16 protein-coding genes, 1 rRNA gene and 2 pseudogenes are annotated in these 20,309 nt (G+C 32.7%); 15 read left to right on the top strand and 4 right to left on the bottom strand.

The features are described from left to right. Positions 1 to 44: 44 nt before the first annotated feature. A 5S ribosomal RNA gene (rrf, locus tag BHY08_RS08140) occupies positions 45 to 160 on the top strand. A 132-nt stretch (positions 161 to 292) separates the two neighbouring features. Here rrf and BHY08_RS10805 read toward each other — a convergent pair. After that, a pseudogene (locus BHY08_RS10805) lies at positions 293 to 487 on the bottom strand (transposase); the annotation flags it as partial. An 824-nt stretch (positions 488 to 1,311) separates the two neighbouring features. Between BHY08_RS10805 and BHY08_RS10800 the strand changes: the two are divergent. The 5 genes from BHY08_RS10800 to dltD are packed head-to-tail and all read left to right on the top strand — an operon-like array spanning position 1,312 to position 5,725. Then, a complete protein-coding gene (locus BHY08_RS10800) occupies positions 1,312 to 1,467 on the top strand; it encodes a teichoic acid D-Ala incorporation-associated protein DltX (RefSeq protein WP_084657229.1) in 156 nt (51 codons plus the stop codon). 17 nt (positions 1,468 to 1,484) lie between these two features. After that, positions 1,485 to 2,996, top strand: coding sequence for a D-alanine--poly(phosphoribitol) ligase subunit DltA (gene dltA, locus BHY08_RS08135; RefSeq protein ID WP_071457395.1), 1,512 nt, complete (start codon positions 1,485 to 1,487; stop codon positions 2,994 to 2,996). Beyond that, a complete protein-coding gene (gene dltB / locus BHY08_RS08130; protein WP_071457394.1) occupies positions 2,996 to 4,219 on the top strand; it encodes a D-alanyl-lipoteichoic acid biosynthesis protein DltB in 1,224 nt (407 codons plus the stop codon). The genes dltA and dltB overlap by 1 nt, the downstream gene beginning before the upstream one ends. A 13-nt stretch (positions 4,220 to 4,232) precedes the next feature. Continuing rightward, the gene (dltC, locus tag BHY08_RS08125; protein WP_071457393.1) at positions 4,233 to 4,469 is read left to right on the top strand and encodes a D-alanine--poly(phosphoribitol) ligase subunit DltC; all 237 of its coding nucleotides are present in this window, start codon (positions 4,233 to 4,235) and stop codon (positions 4,467 to 4,469) included. Beyond that, positions 4,466 to 5,725 carry a D-alanyl-lipoteichoic acid biosynthesis protein DltD gene (gene dltD, locus BHY08_RS08120; protein WP_071457392.1) on the top strand — a complete coding sequence of 420 codons (1,260 nt, stop codon included), beginning with the start codon at positions 4,466 to 4,468 and terminating at the stop codon, positions 5,723 to 5,725. Before dltC ends, dltD begins: the two co-directional genes overlap by 4 nt. Before the next feature lie 106 nt (positions 5,726 to 5,831). On the opposite strand, the gene BHY08_RS08115 is transcribed toward dltD, so the two are convergent. Both BHY08_RS08115 and BHY08_RS08110 read right to left on the bottom strand, forming a co-directional pair. After that, positions 5,832 to 7,109 carry an ISL3 family transposase gene (locus tag BHY08_RS08115; RefSeq protein ID WP_071457391.1) on the bottom strand — a complete coding sequence of 426 codons (1,278 nt, stop codon included), beginning with the start codon at positions 7,107 to 7,109 and terminating at the stop codon, positions 5,832 to 5,834. Between the two features lie 454 nt (positions 7,110 to 7,563). Further along, a pseudogene (locus tag BHY08_RS08110) lies at positions 7,564 to 8,523 on the bottom strand (IS30 family transposase). 221 nt (positions 8,524 to 8,744) lie between these two features. On the opposite strand from BHY08_RS08110, the gene BHY08_RS08105 reads away from it, so the two are divergent. After that, positions 8,745 to 9,356 carry a lysozyme family protein gene (locus BHY08_RS08105; RefSeq protein ID WP_084657228.1) on the top strand — a complete coding sequence of 204 codons (612 nt, stop codon included), beginning with the start codon at positions 8,745 to 8,747 and terminating at the stop codon, positions 9,354 to 9,356. A gap of 13 nt (positions 9,357 to 9,369) precedes the next feature. Here BHY08_RS08105 and BHY08_RS08100 read toward each other — a convergent pair whose 3' ends face one another. After that, positions 9,370 to 10,035 (bottom strand): carbonic anhydrase family protein, encoded by a 666-nt coding sequence (locus BHY08_RS08100; protein WP_071457390.1) that lies wholly within the window; start codon positions 10,033 to 10,035, stop codon positions 9,370 to 9,372. A gap of 221 nt (positions 10,036 to 10,256) precedes the next feature. Between BHY08_RS08100 and BHY08_RS08095 the strand changes: the two genes are divergently transcribed. The 8 genes from BHY08_RS08095 to BHY08_RS08060 all read left to right on the top strand — a co-directional run bounded on the left by BHY08_RS08095 (position 10,257) and on the right by BHY08_RS08060 (position 20,308). After that, positions 10,257 to 12,062, top strand: a complete 1,806-nt coding sequence (locus tag BHY08_RS08095) for a glycerophosphoryl diester phosphodiesterase membrane domain-containing protein (protein WP_071457389.1) — start codon at positions 10,257 to 10,259, stop codon at positions 12,060 to 12,062. An 80-nt stretch (positions 12,063 to 12,142) separates the two neighbouring features. Continuing rightward, positions 12,143 to 12,859: an HAD family hydrolase gene (locus tag BHY08_RS08090; RefSeq protein WP_071457388.1), complete on the top strand. Its 717-nt coding sequence runs from the start codon at positions 12,143 to 12,145 to the stop codon at positions 12,857 to 12,859. A 4-nt stretch (positions 12,860 to 12,863) separates the two neighbouring features. Further along, positions 12,864 to 13,448, top strand: coding sequence for a ribosome biogenesis GTP-binding protein YihA/YsxC (yihA, locus tag BHY08_RS08085; RefSeq protein ID WP_071457387.1), 585 nt, complete (start codon positions 12,864 to 12,866; stop codon positions 13,446 to 13,448). 187 nt (positions 13,449 to 13,635) lie between these two features. After that, positions 13,636 to 14,082 (top strand): flavodoxin, encoded by a 447-nt coding sequence (locus BHY08_RS08080; protein WP_071457386.1) that lies wholly within the window; start codon positions 13,636 to 13,638, stop codon positions 14,080 to 14,082. 58 nt (positions 14,083 to 14,140) lie between these two features. After that, positions 14,141 to 17,674 carry a pyruvate:ferredoxin (flavodoxin) oxidoreductase gene (gene nifJ, locus BHY08_RS08075; RefSeq protein WP_071457385.1) on the top strand — a complete coding sequence of 1,178 codons (3,534 nt, stop codon included), beginning with the start codon at positions 14,141 to 14,143 and terminating at the stop codon, positions 17,672 to 17,674. Between the two features lie 92 nt (positions 17,675 to 17,766). Next, the gene (locus BHY08_RS08070) at positions 17,767 to 18,450 is read left to right on the top strand and encodes a response regulator transcription factor (protein WP_071457384.1); all 684 of its coding nucleotides are present in this window, start codon (positions 17,767 to 17,769) and stop codon (positions 18,448 to 18,450) included. Further along, on the top strand, positions 18,447 to 19,442 hold the full coding sequence (locus tag BHY08_RS08065; protein WP_071457383.1) for a sensor histidine kinase: 996 nt from the start codon (positions 18,447 to 18,449) through the stop codon (positions 19,440 to 19,442). The genes BHY08_RS08070 and BHY08_RS08065 overlap by 4 nt, the downstream gene beginning before the upstream one ends. 107 nt (positions 19,443 to 19,549) lie before the next feature. Continuing rightward, positions 19,550 to 20,308: an ABC transporter ATP-binding protein gene (locus BHY08_RS08060; protein ID WP_071457382.1), complete on the top strand. Its 759-nt coding sequence runs from the start codon at positions 19,550 to 19,552 to the stop codon at positions 20,306 to 20,308. The last annotated feature ends 1 nt before the right edge of the window (position 20,309 follow it).

The raw sequence follows: 20,309 nt of genomic DNA, 5'->3' as shown, positions 1-20,309 counted from the left end.
TCCAGTTTTGAGTGAGCAATTACTCATTATATAATGCACTTATGTGCGGTGACGATGGCAAGAAGGATACACCTGTAACCATGCCGAACACAGAAGTTAAGCTTCTTAGCGCCGAGGGTAGTGAAGGGTTTCCCTTTGTGAGAGTAGGACGTTGCCGTGCTAAGTGTTATTTTATATTTTTACGTTTATAATGATTATATATCAAATCGTGTTGATGGATAATAATATTGATAAAAAGCACTAAAAATGAAATAGAATTAATTGTAGTGAGGGGAGAAATTCTCTCTCTTTTTTATTTAACCCAAAAAACTTGATTTTGAATCAAAAAGATACGTCGTTTGAATAGTAAAAAGTTTCGATAGCCATAGGCTACGCGTTTAATCACTTTAATTTTATTATTAATGCCTTCTAAGAAAACATTTGAATAATAGTATTTAAAGGTATTCATGACTCCTTGGGAGAACTTATCAAATATCTTGAATTTATCTCTAAAATACTTTAGTAATTAAACAGGTATCCTTGAACATAACTCTAAAAATAAGACATAATCATTGGTTCTATAAGCATACTTTAATTATTGAATAAAAAGATACGTTTTTTAATAGAGAACTATAAGAAAGTAACTAATCGACCAATTCGGTAGAGGACATATTTCTGCGATTGTATCTCGCTTCGCGAGATAACCAATCCTCATTAAAAATAAGAGACTCATCTGTTAAATTGAGTAGTCTTCTTGTGTTATTATCCCTATGGGTATTCTCCTTTGTAATGTTAGTTATAGACGACTTAATTTTACCAGTAAGAATACCCCTTTTTCTATGCCTAAAACAAAAAATCGCATTGACAGAATTTAATCTATCAACACAATTTAGTGTACAGCCGAAAAAATTGAAGATGCTGTTTACATTTCTTTAAAAGTTAAAGTACCAGAATTAGTTGAGCGATGGATTGGATTTCCTAGGAGCTATCATAGATTTTTATTAAAATAAGTTTTAGATATTACTGATATGTACAACGATATTTTGTCTAATTTAATTTGACAAATATAATGACAATAGGATTGTTAAAAAAATATATATTTATGTTTGATTATAAAAAGTATACTTTTTATTAATAAAACTAGAATAAAGTATGAAAATACACAAAATGTTATAAAAAACTCTTCATATATGATAGAATCATATATGAAGAATTTTTAAGAAATACGGGAAATAAAATACGTCTTAGGTCGTATCCTGATATCAATCATATGTTTGATATTATTTGGCTTAAATGATTGTATAATAAGTTGAAGGTAAGGGAGTGATTTTTATGGAATTAAAAAAAAGAAAGATACCAGATACAACAAAAAGATGGTTAAGTTTTGTAGCTCGCTCCGTTTTCTATGCTGCTATTATACTTGTGTTAATTTATTTGTATCAATATAGTCACGTAGGTGGGGGCTCTTTCATTTATAATCAATTTTAAAAAGGAGCTAGTGAATAATGTTAAATGAAATTGTAACAAAAATTAAAGACATTTCATTAAATAGTGAAGAAACTGTCTTTTTTGAAGAAGCTGATCGTAAGTATACATATAAAGAATTAGATGAACTATCAGATTCTCTTGCAGGTTATTTAGAAGAAACTTATCCTTCTAAAACACCAATCATTGTTTATGGTGGGCAAGAAGCTATGATGGTTATATCATTTTTAGCATGTACGAAAGCTGGACATTCTTATGTTCCAATTGATGATCATACGCCAAAAGAACGCGTATCAATGATTGTTGAAGAGGCTAACGCATCATGTGTTTTATCTTTATCTGAATGGCCGCTTAATACAGAGAATGTTTATAACAGAGAAACTATTATTTCTTTAATGGAAAATAATAAAAACTACCTAGGTAAACAAGTTGTGTGTGAAAATGATATCTATTATATTATTTTTACTTCGGGGACAACTGGAAAGCCTAAAGGTGTACAAATTACTTATAATAATCTAATTAGTTTTACTAGTTGGATGTTGAGTGATTTTGATTTGAAAGAAAACCAACGCTTTTTATGTCAAGCGCCATTTTCATTTGATTTGTCTGTTATGGATTTATATCCAGCACTGTTAACAGCAGGGACATTGATTCCAATGCCTAAAACAATGATTGAGAATTTCCCTTTATTGTTTAAGTCAATTCCGGAAATGAATTTAAATGTCTGGGTATCAACACCATCATTAATTGAAATGGTATTATTAAATCCTGAATTTGATGGAGAACATTTACCAAGTTTAGAAAATTTTGAATTTTGTGGTGAGGAGTTACCCAAAAATACAGCGAAAAAGTTGTTAGAGAGATTCCCGAATGCAAAGATATTCAATACATATGGTCCGACAGAAACAACAGTTGCTGTTACAAATATTTCACTAGATTCTGATATATTAGATAAATATGAACGTGTGCCTCTTGGAAAAGTTAAAAGTGATACAGAAATTCATATTTTAAATGATAAAGGTGAAAAATTACCTGATGGAGAAATAGGTGAAATTGTTATTTCTGGACCAAGTGTCTCAGTTGGTTATTTCAATAATCCTGAAAAAACAAATGAAGTTTTCTTTGAATTTGAGGGTGTTCCAGCATATAGAACTGGAGATGCAGGTCTTTTAGAAGATGGTTTATTGTTTTATAAAGGTCGTATGGATTTCCAAATTAAATTGAATGGGTACCGTATGGAATTGGGTGATATTGACCATCATTTGATTACACTTACAGAGGTACGAGCAGCATGTTCTGTGCCAAAATATAATAAAGCAGGGAAAGTACAACAATTACTTGCTTACATTGTTCTAGAAGAAGATGTAGACGCATCAGATGAGAGAGCTTTGACACAACGATTAAAAGAAGATTTAAATAAAACTGTAATGGACTATATGGTACCACATCGTTTTATCTATGTGGAAAATCTTCCAATGACACAAAATGGAAAAATTGACCGCAAACAATTAATAAATGAGGTGAATAGTTAATGAGTCAGTTAACTCAGTTTATCCCGTACTTGACTCCTTACGAGAAGCCTTTTTACTTTATTTTACTAGGTGTATTATTTATTCCATCAATTATTTTATCGTTAAATGGTAAGAGGTTGATGTGGTATCAAAACTTTCTAACAATTTTTTTCTTATGGATTAGTTTTGGTGGTCCAAATTCAAAACAAGGGTTGGCTTTAATTGCTTACATTATATGGCAAACACTGTTAACATCAGTCTACTTTAAATATCGACAAAAAGAGAATAAAAGTGGTGTGTTTTATGTAGCTGTTCTACTGAACTTATTACCTATGTTTATTATTAAACTGTCACCATTCTTTGGATCTCAATCGATTTTGGCCTTTCTAGGTTATTCTTATCTGACATTTAAGTCAGTTCAGGTGGTAATGGAAATTCGTGATGGCATTTTAAAAGAATTTAATATTAAGTATTATATTCAATTTTTAATTTTCTTCCCAACGATTTCATCAGGCCCGATTGATCGATATCGTCGATTTTTAAAAGATTATTTAAATCCACCAGATAAAGAAAAGTATGTTGAGCTATTACAAAAAGGAATTCATTACATATTTCTAGGTTTATTGTATAAATTTATTATAGGATATGTGTTAGGTAGTCACTTATTGCCAGCAGCTCAAGGTATTGCATTAGATGGAACTACTCCTGTATTAGGAACCATTGGGTATATGTATGTGTATAGCTTTTATCTATTTTTTGACTTTGCTGGATATAGCTTGTTTGCAGTCGGGACTAGTTATTTACTAGGTTATGAAACGCCAATCAACTTTAATAAGCCGTTTATTAGCCCAAACATTAAAGAGTTTTGGAATAGATGGCATATGACGCTCTCTTTTTGGTTTAGAGATTATGTATACATGAGATTAATGTTTACATTAATTAAGAAAAAAGTATTTAAAAGTCGAATTGTAGCATCCAATGTTGGTTATTTTGCCCTATTCCTTTTAATGGGATTATGGCATGGCTTAACCTGGTACTATATCGTTTATGGTATTTATCATGCATTACTAATATGTATTAACGATGCATGGTTGAGATATAAAAAGAAACATAAAGACAAGTTACCAAGCAATCGTTTTACACATGTATTTTCTATTTTTATTACATTCAATGCGGTATGTTTTAGTTTCTTGATATTCTCAGGATTTTTAGATACATTAATTAAGCACTTTATTTTAGTATAGGAGATGGGTAAAAATGAACGTAAAAGAAACAATTTTAAATATTTTAGAAGATTTAACAGGAACAGATTTTTCTGATCAAATGACTGTTGATTTATATGAAGAAGGTATTTTAGACTCAATGGCAACTGTTCAAATGTTGGTTGAAGTTGATGGACAATTAGGCATTACTGTACCAGTTTCTGAATATGAAAGAAGCGAATGGGCGACTCCTGAACAAATTATCGCACAGGTTGAATCTTTACAATCATGACATTAAATAAAAAGATATTTTTCGCTGTTGGACCATTTGCTGTAGCAGCATTGTTCATAGTAGCATTATTGTATTCGCCAATTGATTTTATAAAAGATCCCTCAGACGAGAAGGTGTACGAAGCGGCATCTTCCATGTCTGTGAATGTGTTAAAAGGCTCAGAAATCAAACGACAAGCAATGGAGTCTGGAAAGTATTTACCATTCTTTGGTTCATCTGAATTAAGTCGTGTGAATCCTTTCCATCCATCTGTATTGGCTAAAAAATATGATAGATCTTATGAACCGTTTCTACTAGGAGCGCCAGGAACGCAATCTTTAACCCACTTTTTTATGCTAAATTCTGTAAAAAAACCATTGGAAAATAAAAAACTTGTGTTTATTATTTCGCCACAATGGTTTGTAAAAAAAGGTGTATCTGATCCAATGTACTCACTATTCTACTCACCAATTGAAACATATGAATGGTTAGTTGATTTAGACGAGACTGATAAAACGGATCAGTATGTAGCAGGACGCTTACTTGAGTTTGAAAGTGTTAAATCTGATACACAGTTAAAGAAAATATTGTTGAAAGTAAAAAATGGTGAAGAATTATCACAATCTGATAGAAGAAAAGCTTATTATAAATACAAACGTCTTAAAAATGAAGATTTATTATTTGGACAAATTGGTATTGTGTCTAAGAATAAACGAATAGATAAACAAGTAACAGAACTACCAAATCAATATAATTTTGACGAACTAGATACATTAGCTTACAAAATAGGACATGATAAAACAGATAACAACCCATTTGAAATTTCAAATAGTTTTTATTCAAATCGAATTATGCCTATGAAAGGTAAATTAAAAAATTCTCAAAAGAATTTCAATTATATGTCATCACCTGAATATGGTGATTTTGAGGCATTTTTAGAACTTTTAGATAAAAATAATATTGATGCTATGTTTGTTATTCCACCAGTCAATAAATTATGGTCGGATTATACAGGCTTATCTACTGAGATGTTAGATAATTTTTCTAAGAAAATTAATTACCAACTAAAATCTCAAGGATTTAATAATGTTGTTGATTTTACTAACAAGCGTGGAGAAAAATACTTCATGGAAGATACCATTCATATTGGATGGCGTGGTTGGTTAGAAATGGATACTTATTTACAAGAATTTCTGAAATCTAAGCAAAAACCAGACTATAAAATGAATCCAGAACTTTTTTACAGTAAAGAATGGCAAACGAAAGATTATCAATAAAATAAGATTGTAGATTAAATCGTGTTGATGGATAATAGCATTGATAAAAAAGTCTCAAAAATGAAATAGAATTAATTGGAGTGAGGGAAGAAATTCTCTCGCTTTTTTATTTAACTTGAAAAACTTGATTTTGAATCAAAAAGATACGTCGTTTGAATAGTAGAAAGTTTCGATAGCCATAGGCCACACGTTTAATCACTTTAATTTTATTATTCATGCCTTCTAAGAAACCATTTGAATAGGAGTATTTAAAGGCATTCATGACTCCTTGAGAGAACTTACCAAATATCTTGAATTTATCTTTAAAATACTTTGATAATTCAATAGGTATCTTTGAACATAACTTTAAAAATAAAACATAATCGTTGGTTTTATAAGCATACTTCAATTCTTGCATAAAATGATACGCTTTTTTTAATAGAGAACTATAAGAAAGTAACTCATCTACCAATTCGGTAGATGACATATTTCTCTTGAATAAAGGACGATAATAAAAGTGTTTATAGTTTAATTCAGAACTGTCCTTTAAAAGGAGTTTCCAATAACGCTTTAATCTTCGATACTGCTTTCCTTCCTCTTGATTGTAGCGTTTTAGCTGATTCATTTCTTTTATTCTTAAGGTGTTGAAAGAGCGGTTAATATGTTGAATGATATGAAATCGATCTGTAATGATTTCGGCGTTTGGAAAGACTGTTTTTAATAGTTGACCGTAACTTGCATTCATGTCCATGACCAAAAATCTTACTTTTAAACGTGATTTTCTGGAATACTTCATAAAGTAAGAAACCAATTTATGCAATCTTTTATCAGGTAAGATATCGATTATTTTTTTAGATGCCGCATCAGTACAAATAAAGCCCATTCCAGCATGACAATCAGAAGTAGAGCTAAACTCATCTACACAAAGAGCCCTGGGCAAGAAGTTAAAAGTTGGTTGCTGGTTATTCGTAAATGATACTAACACACGTTTAACAGTATTTTCAGAGACACTGTGGCATTCTGTGATTCTTTTACGTGATTGATTCTCTTTTAAGTCAAAAGCAATTTGGTATTTAAGCTGTTTAGAAATGTGACAATAGTCATCTACTAGAGAAGTAGAAGCACTGAAAGTTGAGCCATAGTTTCTACAAAGGTAACGTTCTCTGTGAAGTTTCAGATAAGTTGGGCAACGTTCAACTTCAGGCAATTGACTAATGGTTTGATACGTTCTGTTTTTAACGGATTGATAACATCCACATTTCTGGCATTGCTTATCTTTATTCACTAATCTTCCTGTCATCATGTTAACTGAGCGGTTGTTTCTCGCTTCGCGAGACAGCCAATCCTTATTAAAAATAAGAGAATCATCTGTTAAATTGAGTAGTTTTCTTATATTATTATCCATAGGGGTATTCTCCTTTGTAATGTTAGTTATAGACGACTGAATTTTACCAATAAGAATGCCCCTTTTTCTATGACTAAAACAAAAAATCGCATTGACAGAATTTAATCTATCAACACGATTTAGCGTACAGCCCAAATCCAGAGATACTCGTATACAATGGTTGTAAGGCATATGAATCTTCCTTGCTAAAATTTGGTTTTGTCACTTTAATTTTACCTAGAAGATTCGTATGTTTCTTTTTTATGTAAAAAATAGATGTAGATGAATTTCTTCATACACATCAAAAATTATATAGCCGAATTAATTCTATTTCATTTTTGAGACTTTTTTATCAATATTATTGGCTATCCACACGATTTGGCATAGAGCCTTTAACGATGTGTAAATCAAAATGTGATAATGAAGTATCTAAAAATGTAGAAAGTGCATTAAGAGCATTTAAAAATTTTATTTGTCAAATTAAGCTAGACAAAATATCATTGTCTACATAACTCAAAAATACTTTCAATGGTGTTTTATAGTTTAATGATTTTCTAGGAATATTATTTCTTTTAGATGCGATAGGTTGGATAAAAGATTCTTCAACTTTGTTGAAATCCATTTTTTTAGGTAAGCCATCTTTACGTAATAAACTATTAGAGTGTTCATTTAAAACTCGTTGTGAGGGTGTTCCTGGATCGGCAAAATAACTATCAATATCATTTAGATTGCTGATTGATTTCCAATTAGAAAATTCTTTACTACAATCGAATGTGATTGATTGAAATAGATGACATGGAAACTTTTTAAGCTAATTATTTAAACTATTTTCGATATCTATTGCTCGTCTGCCTATTGGTTTTAACGTAATAATCACTTTCGATAGTCTTTCAACAAGCGTGATAACAGCACTTTTATGATCTTTTCCAACAATTGTGTTACCTTCAAGATGACACAATTCATTATTAAAGAGTTGATAGTCCTTATTACGTTGACGGATGGTTCTTTTAAAGGCTTGTTTGCCTCTTTTTTCTTTATAACCATTTGCTTTCTTTTTACCTTTCATAGGTAATGCAGTCAAATCAAACAGACCTTGCTTAAATAATCTATAAAGAGTACTGAGAGAACATGAAATAGTAAACTTAGCACGACCAATAATGACATCTGGAGTCCATCCTTGAACAACCTTCTTTTTAATGTATTCTGTTTCATTATCAGATAAAGAAATAGGACATCTGCCGCAATTCTTTTTATTATTTTTGTATCTTTTATAGTAATCTAGTGCAGATAGCCCTTCGTCAAAAGCTTTGTAAACAGTATAAATAGTCTGTTTTTCTCGGTTCAATTGTTTCGCAACGTATGTTCCTTTTTTATTTTGATGGTAATAAAATTCTATCAAAACTAGCTCGTCTGTAGTCAGATGTATATAGGTCATTTGTGATTAAACTCCTTGTTTTCTTTAGTTGGAAAGACAATTTGAGTGTATCACAAATAATTTTTTTAGTTGTCTAGCTTAATTTTACAATCGGCGAAAGAAAAAATTAAATGACATTATGTGATTCTTAAATTAAAAGAAAACTGACTTGATAAGTCTTGATTATTAGATAAGATTATGACAAAATAAATGCTACCTTGATTATAAGGAGCAATGAATGAGTGATTAAAAAAGTTATAAAACGATTTTTTTTATTTTTAATAATAGGATTATTAGTAGCAAGTGGTTGGTATGTGTGGCAATTAAAACAACATGTCACTCAAACTTTAAAATGGGAACCACTTGTCAAAACGGTACTTGAAGAAGAGAACTTGGTAGAGTATGAGGATCTTGTCCTGGCAATTATATTTACCGAAACGAAAGGCAATAATGTTGATGTTATGCAAAGTAGTGAAAGTAAATATGGTGAACAAAATAAAATAACATCTGAAAAGGAAAGTATTACAAGTGGTGTTAAGCATTTATCAGACGCCATAAAGTACGCACTTGAGAATGAGTGTGACATTTGGACAGGTGTACAGGCTTATAATTTTGGTACTAGTTATGTTGATTATGTGGCGACTCATGGCAATAAAAGTTCTTTGTCCTTAGCAGAGCAGTATTCTAAAGATGTACTAGCACCAATGCTTGGAAACACAAATGAAGCGACTTATCATTATTATGAACCTATGTCACTAATTCATAATGGAGGAAAATTGTACCAAAATGGAGGAAATTTCTTTTATGCTGAATTGGTGAAACGAAATATGACAATAATAAAAAAATTATCCTAATGGTGTCTAGCCATTAGGATTTTTTGTTGAATGATTTAAATAAAACTTTTCGTCCATTAAGAGGTTGAGTATGACGACAATTGTTTGCATGATAGTTTCTTAGTATTTGAAGTTGTTTATGTGATATTTCAACCGTTTCTTTAAATACGTACCATTCTACATTTTCTGTTAGTGGTGGGGTTGTTAAAGAACCAAGATAGTGATAGTAATCAGAAATTCTTGGTAGTAAATCATATAGATACACATTGTGAATCGATTTATTTGTATTAATAGCATCAAGTAGATTTTGCAATGTCTCGTTATGACGACCTTCAACTAAAAATACACCTAAAACTGCTAGTCGACCATTTTGAGCTTCATGAACAAAATGAAGTTCCGCATCACACGTTTTTCCATCAACTTTATGCTCACTGTGAGTGTGAAAATGAAATTGTTGTAAATTGAAAAAACGATTATTGATATTAGCTGTTCCAGTTGCAATACCTTGAATGGCTGATCCAGTATCAAAAATAGCATCAACAGTTCGAGAATAAGTCAGCTGGATTTTTCCAGTATCCATCATTGTTTCAAGTGTATCAGTCTCTATATCAATGGGAGATTGTGATAAAGAATGTTCACAACACCAGTCATGTTGCGTTGCATAATTCCAATCAAGTATCGGCGCTTCAAAATGTTTCATCAAAAAACTCCTTCAAATAAATTATTAATGAAATTTTATCCAAAAAAGATAGCATTAGACAAGTCAGACACCTTGAAATATTGCTTTGTAAAGAATATTTTTTATTTATTATAAGTTTTGCGAACAGAGATAGATATAACAAAAAGGTCACAGAATAAATAAACTATTGACACGCATTTATGACATATCATAATATATAATACTAAGAGTGAGGTGGTATAATGTACAAAATAAAAAATAGTATAAAAAAATCACTTGAATTCATTAAAGATGGGGTACGTTCGTCTAAAAGTGTTATATTGGCCAACGTCATCATATTATTTATCATAACACCTTTGATGGTCACTTTAACTCGTTTTATATTAAGAATGGGAGATATTCCCTATCTGTCTTATGATACAGTCGGTTTAATTGTGTTTCATCATCCAATTGTTCTATGTTTACTTATTATGATGTTGTTTTTACTAGTGTCTACCATTTATTTTGAGTACACCTTTTTATTGTTGACGATGTATTTTATAAAAAATAAAGTCGCAATTTCGCTACGTCAATTGGCGAGAGAAACAATTGTACAGATGAAAAAATTAAAAGTAAATAATTTTTTATTCTTCTTATGCTACTTTATTCTATTAAGTCCATTGGGGGCTATTAGGTTTCATTCAGATTTGTTATCAAAGTTTAAGATCCCAGTTTTTATCGTTGATTTTATCTTTGAAAATCGTGTCATTTTCGTCGTTCTGTTTATATTAGTATATGTCAGTTTAATTGTGGTCGCGATTCGTTTGATGTTTACATTGCCTTTGATGATTTTAAAGGATTACACTTTTAAAGAAGCAAGTAAAATAAGTTGGCAACAAACTAAAAAACATTTCAAATCAATTGTATTGCAGTTTGTTTTTGTAATAGGAACTATTGCAGTGATAGCATTAATTGTAAATGGTTTAGTGATTGGTATACAAGAGTTAGCCGATACATATTACCAACATCAGAGTTTCTATGTCGCAATTGTCTTATTGACCTTGTTGCAGTTTAATTGGGTAGTTAATCTTGTTTTAACAACGATTGGGATTTTCTTTATTACGATTTCTAATATGGATAAACTAGGCTATTTACCTGATATCAAAGAAATTTTTTCATCAGTTAATCAAACAACTTATAGAAAAATTAGTTGGCCACAAAAAGCGATGTTGACTTTGGGTGGAGTGTGGCTAGTGATCAGTGTTTTATCCTATAATTATTTGTTTTTAACACAGCCAAGTATTCATCGTCCACTAACTATTTCACATCGTGGTGTAGATAATGGCAATCATGTTCAAAATTCTATCGAAGCTCTTGAAATGACGAGTAAAGACACACGTCCTAATTTTATCGAAATGGATGTACAAGAGACTAAAGACAAAGAGTTTATTGTCATGCATGATTTTAAACTCAATCATTTAATCCAACAAAAAGGACGTCCAAATGAGTTTACGTTAAAAGAACTTCAGGAAATGACGGCTAAAGAACATGGAAAAGAAGCGAAACTGGTATCGTTTGATGACTATTTAAAACGAGCGCAAGAACTCGATCAAAAGCTATTAATTGAAATTAAGGCAACGAAACAAGATAGTCCAGATATGATTGATCGATTTATCCAAAAGTACTATTCAATCATTAAAGAAGAAGGCCATGAAATTCAGTCACTGTCATTTGATGTAGTGAAAGAACTAAAAGAGAAAAAACCAGATTTATATGTAGGCTATATTATGCCTTTTACTCTTGCAGGGACACCTGAAGGAGATATGGATTTCTACTCGGTAGAATACACGACACTCACAAAAAACCTCGTTCAAACGATGCACAACCAAGATAAGAAGGTTTATGTTTGGACGCTAAATGATACAGACACCATGAATCGCATGATTTTTTATGGAGTGGATGGCGTGATTACAGATAATATGACGTTGTTAAATAGTGTGTTATCACGAGATATAAAAGCAACGACTTATGCAGATAAACTATTATACTTCTTAATTGGTATGGGGTAATTCATTAGTTTTTAATAAAAAATGGCGTAATAGCCATTTTTTTTATATAATGAAAAGAGAGCTGATGGGAGATGAAGAGAATGACTGTCGTTGTGTTTGATGTGGACGATACATTATATGACCAATTTGTGCCATTTGAGTTGGCCATGACACATAGCTTTCAAGATAAACCCTGGATAAAGGATATGGACTTATCAACTTTGTATTTGTTGTTTCGTCATCATAGTGATGAGATGTTTCCAGCTACTGTTTCTGGAGAATTATCATTAGAAGACATGCGAGTGTATCGTATTCAAAAAGCCTTAAAAGATTTAGGTGTTGAGGCAACAGATAGAAAATGCCAACTATTCCAAGATAGGTATTTCTATGAACAAAATCGAATCACTGTGCATCCAGAGATGGTTGACTTATTATTGATTCTAAAAGAACGCCAAATTTTAACAGGAATCTTGACTAATGGACCGACTAATCATCAACAACTAAAACTAGATCAATTAAATGTATCGACATGGATTGACAGTAACACTCATCATATTTCAGAAAGTATTGGATACAGTAAGCCAGATGCAAAAGCCTTTCAAGTTGTGGCGAACAGCTATCCTGAATCAACTGAGTTTTTATATATTGGGGATTCTTATGACAATGATGTGATTGGTGCAAAAAATGCTGGATGGCAAGTCATTTGGTTAAATAAATACAATAAAAAACTAACACAAGAGATGGTGAAACCAGACGTTGAAGTGACGTCTTATAAAGAACTCGCAGTAAACGTGTTAGATTTATTACAAGAGGAGTAAACACATGAATGTAAATCATGCAGATATCGTTATTAGTGCTGTTCAACCAGAGCAGTACCCGAAAATAAACTTACCAGAAATTGCCTTAGCAGGTCGATCTAATGTAGGTAAATCATCATTTATCAACACATTAGTTAATCGTAAAAATTTAGCAAGAACATCTGGTAAACCAGGAAAAACGCAAACACTTAATTTTTATATTATTGAAGATTGTTTACATTTTGTTGATGTCCCAGGTTATGGTTATGCAAAAGTTTCAAAAACTGAACGAGCTAAATGGGGACAAATGATTGAAACATATTTAACTGAAAGAGAACAGTTGAGAGCAGTTGTGTCACTCATTGATATGCGTCATGCACCATCAGCTGAAGATGTTCAAATGTATGAATTCTTAAAATACTACAATATTCCGGTCATTGTAGTGGCAACAAAATGTGATAAAATTCCAAGAGGTAAATGGAATAAGCATGAGTCAATGATTAAGAAAAAACTTGATTTTGACCCATCAGATGACTTTATTATTTTCTCTTCTGAAACAAAAGAAGGAAAAGATAAAGCGTGGAAAGCCATTGAAAGTTATATGGATTAAGACTACTTAATACAACGATGAGGTGTGTGCAAACATGTCTCATCTTTTTTATGAAAAAAGTAACATACTTTAAGATAAAATGGTTAATTTTGAGTTTAGAATATTCATAAAATAGTGTATTTGTGTTAGAATTTAAGGGGTTAGATTTGTGAAATTATAAAGATAAATAATAAGTGAGGGAGATAACATGGCGTTAGTAAAAATCGTTTATGCAAGCATGACTGGAAATACAGAAGGAATTTCTGAAATTATAGAAGATCAATTCATCGATGCTGGACTTGAAGTTGAACGTGAAGAATGTACCGATGTTGATCCAGACTTTTTTGAGGATGCAGATATTTGTATCGTCGCAACTTATACATATGGTGATGGGGAATTACCATTTGAGATGGAAGATTTCTTTGAGGACTTAGAAGATGAAGACTTAGAAGATAAATTATTTGGTGTTGTTGGCTCTGGAGACACTGAGTATGGTGAATATTTCTGCCAGTCAGCACGAGATTTTGTGGAACAATTTAAAAAGACTGGTGCAACAGAAGGTGCTGAGATGGTTGAGATTGAAAATGAAGCAGACGGAGAAGATACAGAACGTCTTCAAGCATTTGTTGACCAATTAGTTAGTAAAGTGGAGTAGTCAGGAGCAAGGGTCACACCTTGCTTTTATTTTTAGCATAGAAAAGGATGTAACGACAATGACAGAAAAAATTACCATGGATGGCAACACAGCTGCGGCTTATGTATCTTATGCATTTACTGAATTAGTGGCAGTTTATCCGATAACACCAAGTTCTACAATGGCAGAAGTGGTAGAAAATTGGTCAGTGAAACATCGTAAAAATATTTTTGGTGAACCAGTTAAAGTAGTAAACATGCAATCAGAAGCTGGAGCAGCAGGTGCGGTGCATGGGTCTTTAAAAGCAGGGACATTAACGTCTACCTATACAGCTTCACAAGGGCTTTTACTCATGATACCTAATATGTATAAAATAGCTGGAGAGTTGTTGCCGACGGTGTTTCATGTGGCATCTCGAGCAGTTACAACAAATGCATTAAGTATTTTTGGTGATCATGGAGATGTGATGGCCGCAAGACAAACCGGTTTCTGTATGTTAGCTGAGAGCTCTGTTCAAGAAGTGATGGATTTATCTGCAGTAGCTCACTTAGCTTCACTTGAAGCCAGTTTACCATTTATGAATTTCTTTGATGGATTTAGAACAAGTCATGAAATTCAAAAAATAGATGTGATTCCTTATGACACGTTAGGTGAATTAGTGAATCAAGAAGCATTAACAGCTTTTAGAAAACGTGCGATGAACCCAAATCACCCAAGTGTTTCAGGTTCTGCACAAAATCCAGATATTCATTTTCAGCAAAGAGAAACAATCAATCAATATTATGACCGAGTGCCAGACATTGTTCAAAAATATATGAATGACATTAATGCGATTCGTGGCACCAATTATGATTTAAGCACCTACTATGGTGATGAAGAAGCAACAGAAATCATTATTTCAATGGGGTCAGTTGCACAAACTGTTAGACAAACAGTTGATTATCTAAATAATCAAGGTCGAAAAGTAGGGCATTTAAATATTCATTTGTATCGTCCGTTTCCAACTGAAAATATTTTACAAAATATTCCAGATACAGTCGAACGAATTGCTGTTTTAGACAGAACTAAAGAACCTGGAGCAGACGGTGAGCCATTATTACTTGATATTCAAAGTGCAATGTATCGTCATAAAAATCGTCCAATCGTCATTGGTGGACGATATGGATTAGGTTCTAAAGATGTGCCACCTAACCAAATTAAAGCGATTTTTGATCATTTAAGTGGACCGGTGGATAAATTATTGTATCGTTTTACTGTTGGTATCAATGATGATGTCACACATTTGTCATTACCAGTGGGACCATTGCTTGATTTAACACCAAAAGATACTTACCAAGCAAAATTTTGGGGATTTGGATCTGATGGGACGGTTGGTGCTAATAAACAAGCCATTAAAATCATTGGAAATCACACTGACTTGTATGCGCAAGGGTATTTTTCTTATGATTCAAAAAAATCTGGTGGGTTAACGACCTCTTATTTACGTTTTGGAAAAGAACCAATCAATTCCCCTTATTTAATTGAAACAGCAGATTTTATTGGCTGTCATAATGGCTCATACATTCACCAATACGATTTGTTGCGTGGGCTTAAAAAAGGTGGGACATTCCTTTTAAATACAACGTGGGATAAAGAGCGAGTGTTACGCTTGTTACCAAAACGTTTGAAAAAAGAATTAGCTGAAAAAGAAGCAAACTTTTATATCATTGATGCAATGTCTATAGCACAAGAAGTTGGTTTGGGTCGACGTATTAATCAAGTCATGTCGACAGCCTTTTTTGAGTTGAATCAACTGATGCCAAAAAATGAATACATTAAATATTTAAAAGAAGAAGTCGTAGCAAGTTATGGTAAAAAATCGCAAGCAATTGTGGATAAAAACCATGCAGCCATAGATTTGACACTCTCAGATTTGGTGAAAGTAGACATACCTAGTGATTGGTTAGATATTGAAATAGACAAAGCAGTCGTTGATATGACAAAACCAAAATATGTCAGAGAAATATTAGAACCTGTTAATGCACAACAAGGTGATTCATTGAGTGTTAAAACACTTATTGATAATAACATGACAGATGGTAGTATACCAATGGGAACTGCCGCTTTTGAAAAACGTGGCATTGCGTTAGAAGTTCCAGAATGGATACCTGAAGCATGTACGATGTGTAATGAGTGTGCGTTTATCTGTCCACATGCCGCAATTCGCCCATTTTTAGCGGACGATGCCGAAATGGAAGAGGCACCTGAAGGGTTTATCGTGCGTGAAATGAAAGGCGCAGATGGCTTGAAATATCGTATTCAAGTGTCATTGGAAGACTGTACGGGTTGTGGATTGTGTGTGGATGTGTGTCCAGCAAAAGAAAAAGCGTTAGTCATGAAACCTTATGATGAGCAAAAAGAAGAAGCAATCAATTGGGCATTTGCTATGACGCTAAAACAAAAAGCAAATCCTGTGAAGAAAAAAGAATCAATAAAAGGGTCTCAATTTGAGCAACCTTTAATGGAATTTTCAGGTGCGTGTTCTGGTTGTGGTGAAACAACTTATATCAAGTTATTAACGCAACTTTATGGTGATCGTATGTTGATGGCAAATGCGACAGGTTGTTCATCTATTTGGGGCGCATCAGCACCAGCAACCCCTTATACAACCAATGCAGATGGACAAGGTCCAGCGTGGAGTAACTCTTTATTTGAAGACAATGCTGAGTTTGGTTTGGGGATGTATCTTGCTAACAAAACACAACGAGATAGTGTCCAACATTTACTAGAAGAAGCGATTGAACAACAAGTTGGAACGGACTCATTAAGAGAGTTGATGGCTGATTGGATTGAACATAAGGACGAAGGAAATGGGTCAAGACAACGGTCAACAAAACTTGAAGCAGCTTTGTTAGAAGAGATGGATGGTGTCGAATTACTCGAAGACATCTATTGTAAAAAAGATTTGTTTGTCAAACCTAGCCAATGGATTATTGGTGGGGATGGTTGGGCATATGATATTGGCTTTGGTGGTATTGATCACTGTTTAGCTAGTGGAGAAGATGTGAATATCTTTATCATGGATAATGAAGTCTACTCAAATACTGGTGGACAAACATCAAAAGCAACGCCAACTGCAGCTATTGCAAAATTCTCATCTGAAGGTAAGAGAACACCGAAAAAAGATTTGGGTTTAATTGCGATGACATATGGTGGAGTATATGTGGCGCAAGTTGCGATAAATGCTAATCCAACACAAGCAATCAAAGCAATAGCAGAAGCCGAAAGTTATCCAGGCCCGTCTCTTATTATAGGTTATGTTCCATGTATTAATCATGGTATTCAAGGTGGAATGAGTCACGCCGTTGAAGTAACCAAACGAGCGGTTGAATCAGGTTACTGGCCATTGTACCGTTATAATCCTGAATTAATAGATAAATGTAAAGAACCGTTGAAAATAGATTATAAGAAAGCTAATTTTGATAATCTAACAGAATTCTTTAACTATCAAACACGTTTTTCTGCTTTGGAAAATGTGCTAGAAGACGAATCAGAAGTGGCAGCATTGCTCGAAAAATCAGCAGATGATGCTATAGAAAAAGCTCAGACTTACAAAAAATTGTCAGGTAAATAAGTAAAAAGCATAGCAAAACAAGTGAAATCCATTTATATTATGTGTAGACATAGTATAGGTGGATTTTTTTTATCCTAAAAAGGAGTTTCAATATGAATCACAAAATATTTATTGTAGAAGATGATCCGGTTATTAGTCAGGGATTAAAAACACATTTATCTCAATGGGGATATGACTGTGTGGATGTGGATGATTTTGAACATGTACTAGATGAAATATTAGATTGTCAGCCAGATATGGTATTAATGGATATTTCATTGCCATATTACAATGGCTTTTATTGGTGTGAACAAATACGACAGATTTCAGAAATTCCGATTATATTCCTCTCATCAGCCAGTGATAATATGAATATGGTCATGGCAATGAATATGGGAGCCGATGATTTTATAGCCAAACCATTTGATTTTTCTGTTTTAGTCGCAAAAATTCAAGCATTGCTTAGACGAAGTTATCAGTTTGGAAATGTGATGTCTTATCAAAATGGTGCGTATCAATTATTATTTCAAGATAATCGAGTAAAATATAAGAATGAGGTGGTTGATATATCGCCGACAGAGTGTAAAATTTTATCTTTATTATTTCAATATAAAAATCAAGTCGTGACTAAAGAGATGATGATGGAAAAACTTTGGGAGGGCGATGACTTTATAGATAGCAATACACTCTCAGTCAATATGACCCGTCTAAGAAAGAAACTATCTGTGATTCAACTTGATGACCATATTCAAACAGTAAAAGGGAAAGGCTACTTGTTAGATGGGTTAGATAGATGACACAGTTTTTAAAACATTATATTAAAGAAAAATGGGTTATTTATGCATTGTTTGTTATGATGAGTGGCATGTTTTTGGCGACGTTCTTTTTATATGACTTAACCTTAACTCCTTTTATGGATGGGTTATTATTTGTGTTTTTTATTTTAGTGATTTGGTCATTAGTTGATATGAGAAAAATGTATAAAGAACATAGTATATTGCAAGACATCATCGAACAAGAATCAGTCGATAATGTGTTGTATCAGCAACTTGATATAGGTGACGATATGCTAAACAAAGATTATCAAGCATTGTTGAAAAAAGTGAGTGCCACAAACCAACATTTAGAGCATCAGTTAGTCAAAGAACAGCAATTACTATTGGATTATTATGCTATGTGGAGTCACCAGATAAAGACACCTCTAGCGGCTTTACAAGTTTTAATCGAAATAGAACCAGAGTCAACGACCAAAATAAAAAATGAAATTTCAACGATTGATGGATACTTGTCTATGATGCTTCATTATTTAAAAATGACGAATTTAGAAGATGATTTAGTTCTAAAAAAAGTAGAATTCTCAAGTGTCGTCAAAAAAGTAATCAAAAAATACCGCATGTTCTTTATACAAAAAGATTTGAGTGTTGAGTTGGTTCCATTTGAAAAAGAGATTGTCACAGATGAAAAGTGGTTATTGTTTGTTTTAGAGCAATTAATCTTTAACAGTATCAAATATACGAAAATCGGTGGAATAAAAATTGAGATGATAAATGACACACTGACTATCACGGACAGTGGTATTGGCATTTTATCGCAAGATTTACCACGAATATTTGAATCAGGTTATACAGGATTTAATGGCCGAGGACACCAAAAAGCAACAGGGTTAGGACTTCATATGAGTCAAAATATCGCAAATCACCTAGGGATAACCTTAGAAATATCATCAGAAATAGGAAAAGGAACCGTGGTCGGTATGACTTTTTTACAGTTTGAAAACATGTATGATTAGCCAAACTTACTAAGTTGTAAGTTTGGTTTTTTATCTGTAAGTGTGCATGTGTGACGATGTTTTGTATGATAGATTTATCAAGTAACCAAGAAAAAAGGAGAACATAGATGAAAATTTTAGAAGTCAATAATGTCAAAAAAACATATCATACACGCTTAGGTGGAGCAAAAGTAGAGGCTTTAAAACAAATCAACTTTTCAGTGGAAGCTGGTGAGTATGTTGCCATAATGGGAGAATCTGGTTCAGGTAAAAGCACTTTACTAAATCTATTAGCAACACTAGATACACCTACTTCAGGTGATATTTTATTAAATGGAAAAAACATGAATGAAATCAAGGAAAAAGAAGCGGCAGCTTTTAGACGCGAGCATTTAGGATTTGTATTCCAACAGTTTAATTTGCTGGATACTTTTTCGGTTCAGGACAATATTTTATTGCCATTAGTGTTAGCTAAAACACCGCTTGAAGAGATGATGTCTAGATTAGATAAGCTAGCACCACAACTTGGATTGAATAAATTGTTAGAAAAATATCCTTATGAATTATCTGGAGGTCAACAACAACGTGTGGCTGTTGCAAGAGCATTGATTACACAACCAGATATTTTACTTGCAGATGAGCCGACCGGAGCTCTTGATTCAAAAACATCGACTCAATTATTATCGTTATTCCAAGAAGTCAATAAACAAGGCCAAACGATCGTTATGGTGACACACAGTGTGGTAGCCGCAAGTCATGCGAACAGAGTATTGTTTATCAAAGACGGCCAAGTGTTTAATCAAATATACCGTGGCTTACAAAACAATGATGATTTTTTAAATCAAATCTCTGAAACGATGACAGTTTTGTTAACAGGGGAGGCGTAAG

This window comes from Vagococcus teuberi (genome assembly GCF_001870205.1).
GTDB lineage: Bacteria > Bacillota > Bacilli > Lactobacillales > Vagococcaceae > Vagococcus > Vagococcus teuberi.
The sequence above is the reverse complement of the archived record's forward strand: the minus strand, read 5'-3'. Positions and strand labels throughout refer to the sequence as shown.

Bases quoted from the DNA above. Each gene is read 5' to 3' on its own strand.
- BHY08_RS08090 (WP_071457388.1), top strand. From the start codon at position 12,143: ATGACTGTCGTTGTGTTTGATGTGGACGATACATTATATGACCAATTT.
- BHY08_RS08065 (WP_071457383.1), top strand. From the start codon at position 18,447: ATGACACAGTTTTTAAAACATTATATTAAAGAAAAATGGGTTATTTAT.
- dltA (WP_071457395.1), top strand. From the start codon at position 1,485: ATGTTAAATGAAATTGTAACAAAAATTAAAGACATTTCATTAAATAGT.
- BHY08_RS08100 (WP_071457390.1), bottom strand. From the start codon at position 10,035: ATGAAACATTTTGAAGCGCCGATACTTGATTGGAATTATGCAACGCAA.
- BHY08_RS10800 (WP_084657229.1), top strand. From the start codon at position 1,312: ATGGAATTAAAAAAAAGAAAGATACCAGATACAACAAAAAGATGGTTA.
- yihA (WP_071457387.1), top strand. From the start codon at position 12,864: ATGAATGTAAATCATGCAGATATCGTTATTAGTGCTGTTCAACCAGAG.
- BHY08_RS08060 (WP_071457382.1), top strand. From the start codon at position 19,550: ATGAAAATTTTAGAAGTCAATAATGTCAAAAAAACATATCATACACGC.
- BHY08_RS08080 (WP_071457386.1), top strand. From the start codon at position 13,636: ATGGCGTTAGTAAAAATCGTTTATGCAAGCATGACTGGAAATACAGAA.
- dltC (WP_071457393.1), top strand. From the start codon at position 4,233: ATGAACGTAAAAGAAACAATTTTAAATATTTTAGAAGATTTAACAGGA.
- BHY08_RS08070 (WP_071457384.1), top strand. From the start codon at position 17,767: ATGAATCACAAAATATTTATTGTAGAAGATGATCCGGTTATTAGTCAG.
- nifJ (WP_071457385.1), top strand. From the start codon at position 14,141: ATGACAGAAAAAATTACCATGGATGGCAACACAGCTGCGGCTTATGTA.
- BHY08_RS08115 (WP_071457391.1), bottom strand. From the start codon at position 7,109: ATGGATAATAATATAAGAAAACTACTCAATTTAACAGATGATTCTCTT.
- dltD (WP_071457392.1), top strand. From the start codon at position 4,466: ATGACATTAAATAAAAAGATATTTTTCGCTGTTGGACCATTTGCTGTA.
- BHY08_RS08095 (WP_071457389.1), top strand. From the start codon at position 10,257: ATGTACAAAATAAAAAATAGTATAAAAAAATCACTTGAATTCATTAAA.
- dltB (WP_071457394.1), top strand. From the start codon at position 2,996: ATGAGTCAGTTAACTCAGTTTATCCCGTACTTGACTCCTTACGAGAAG.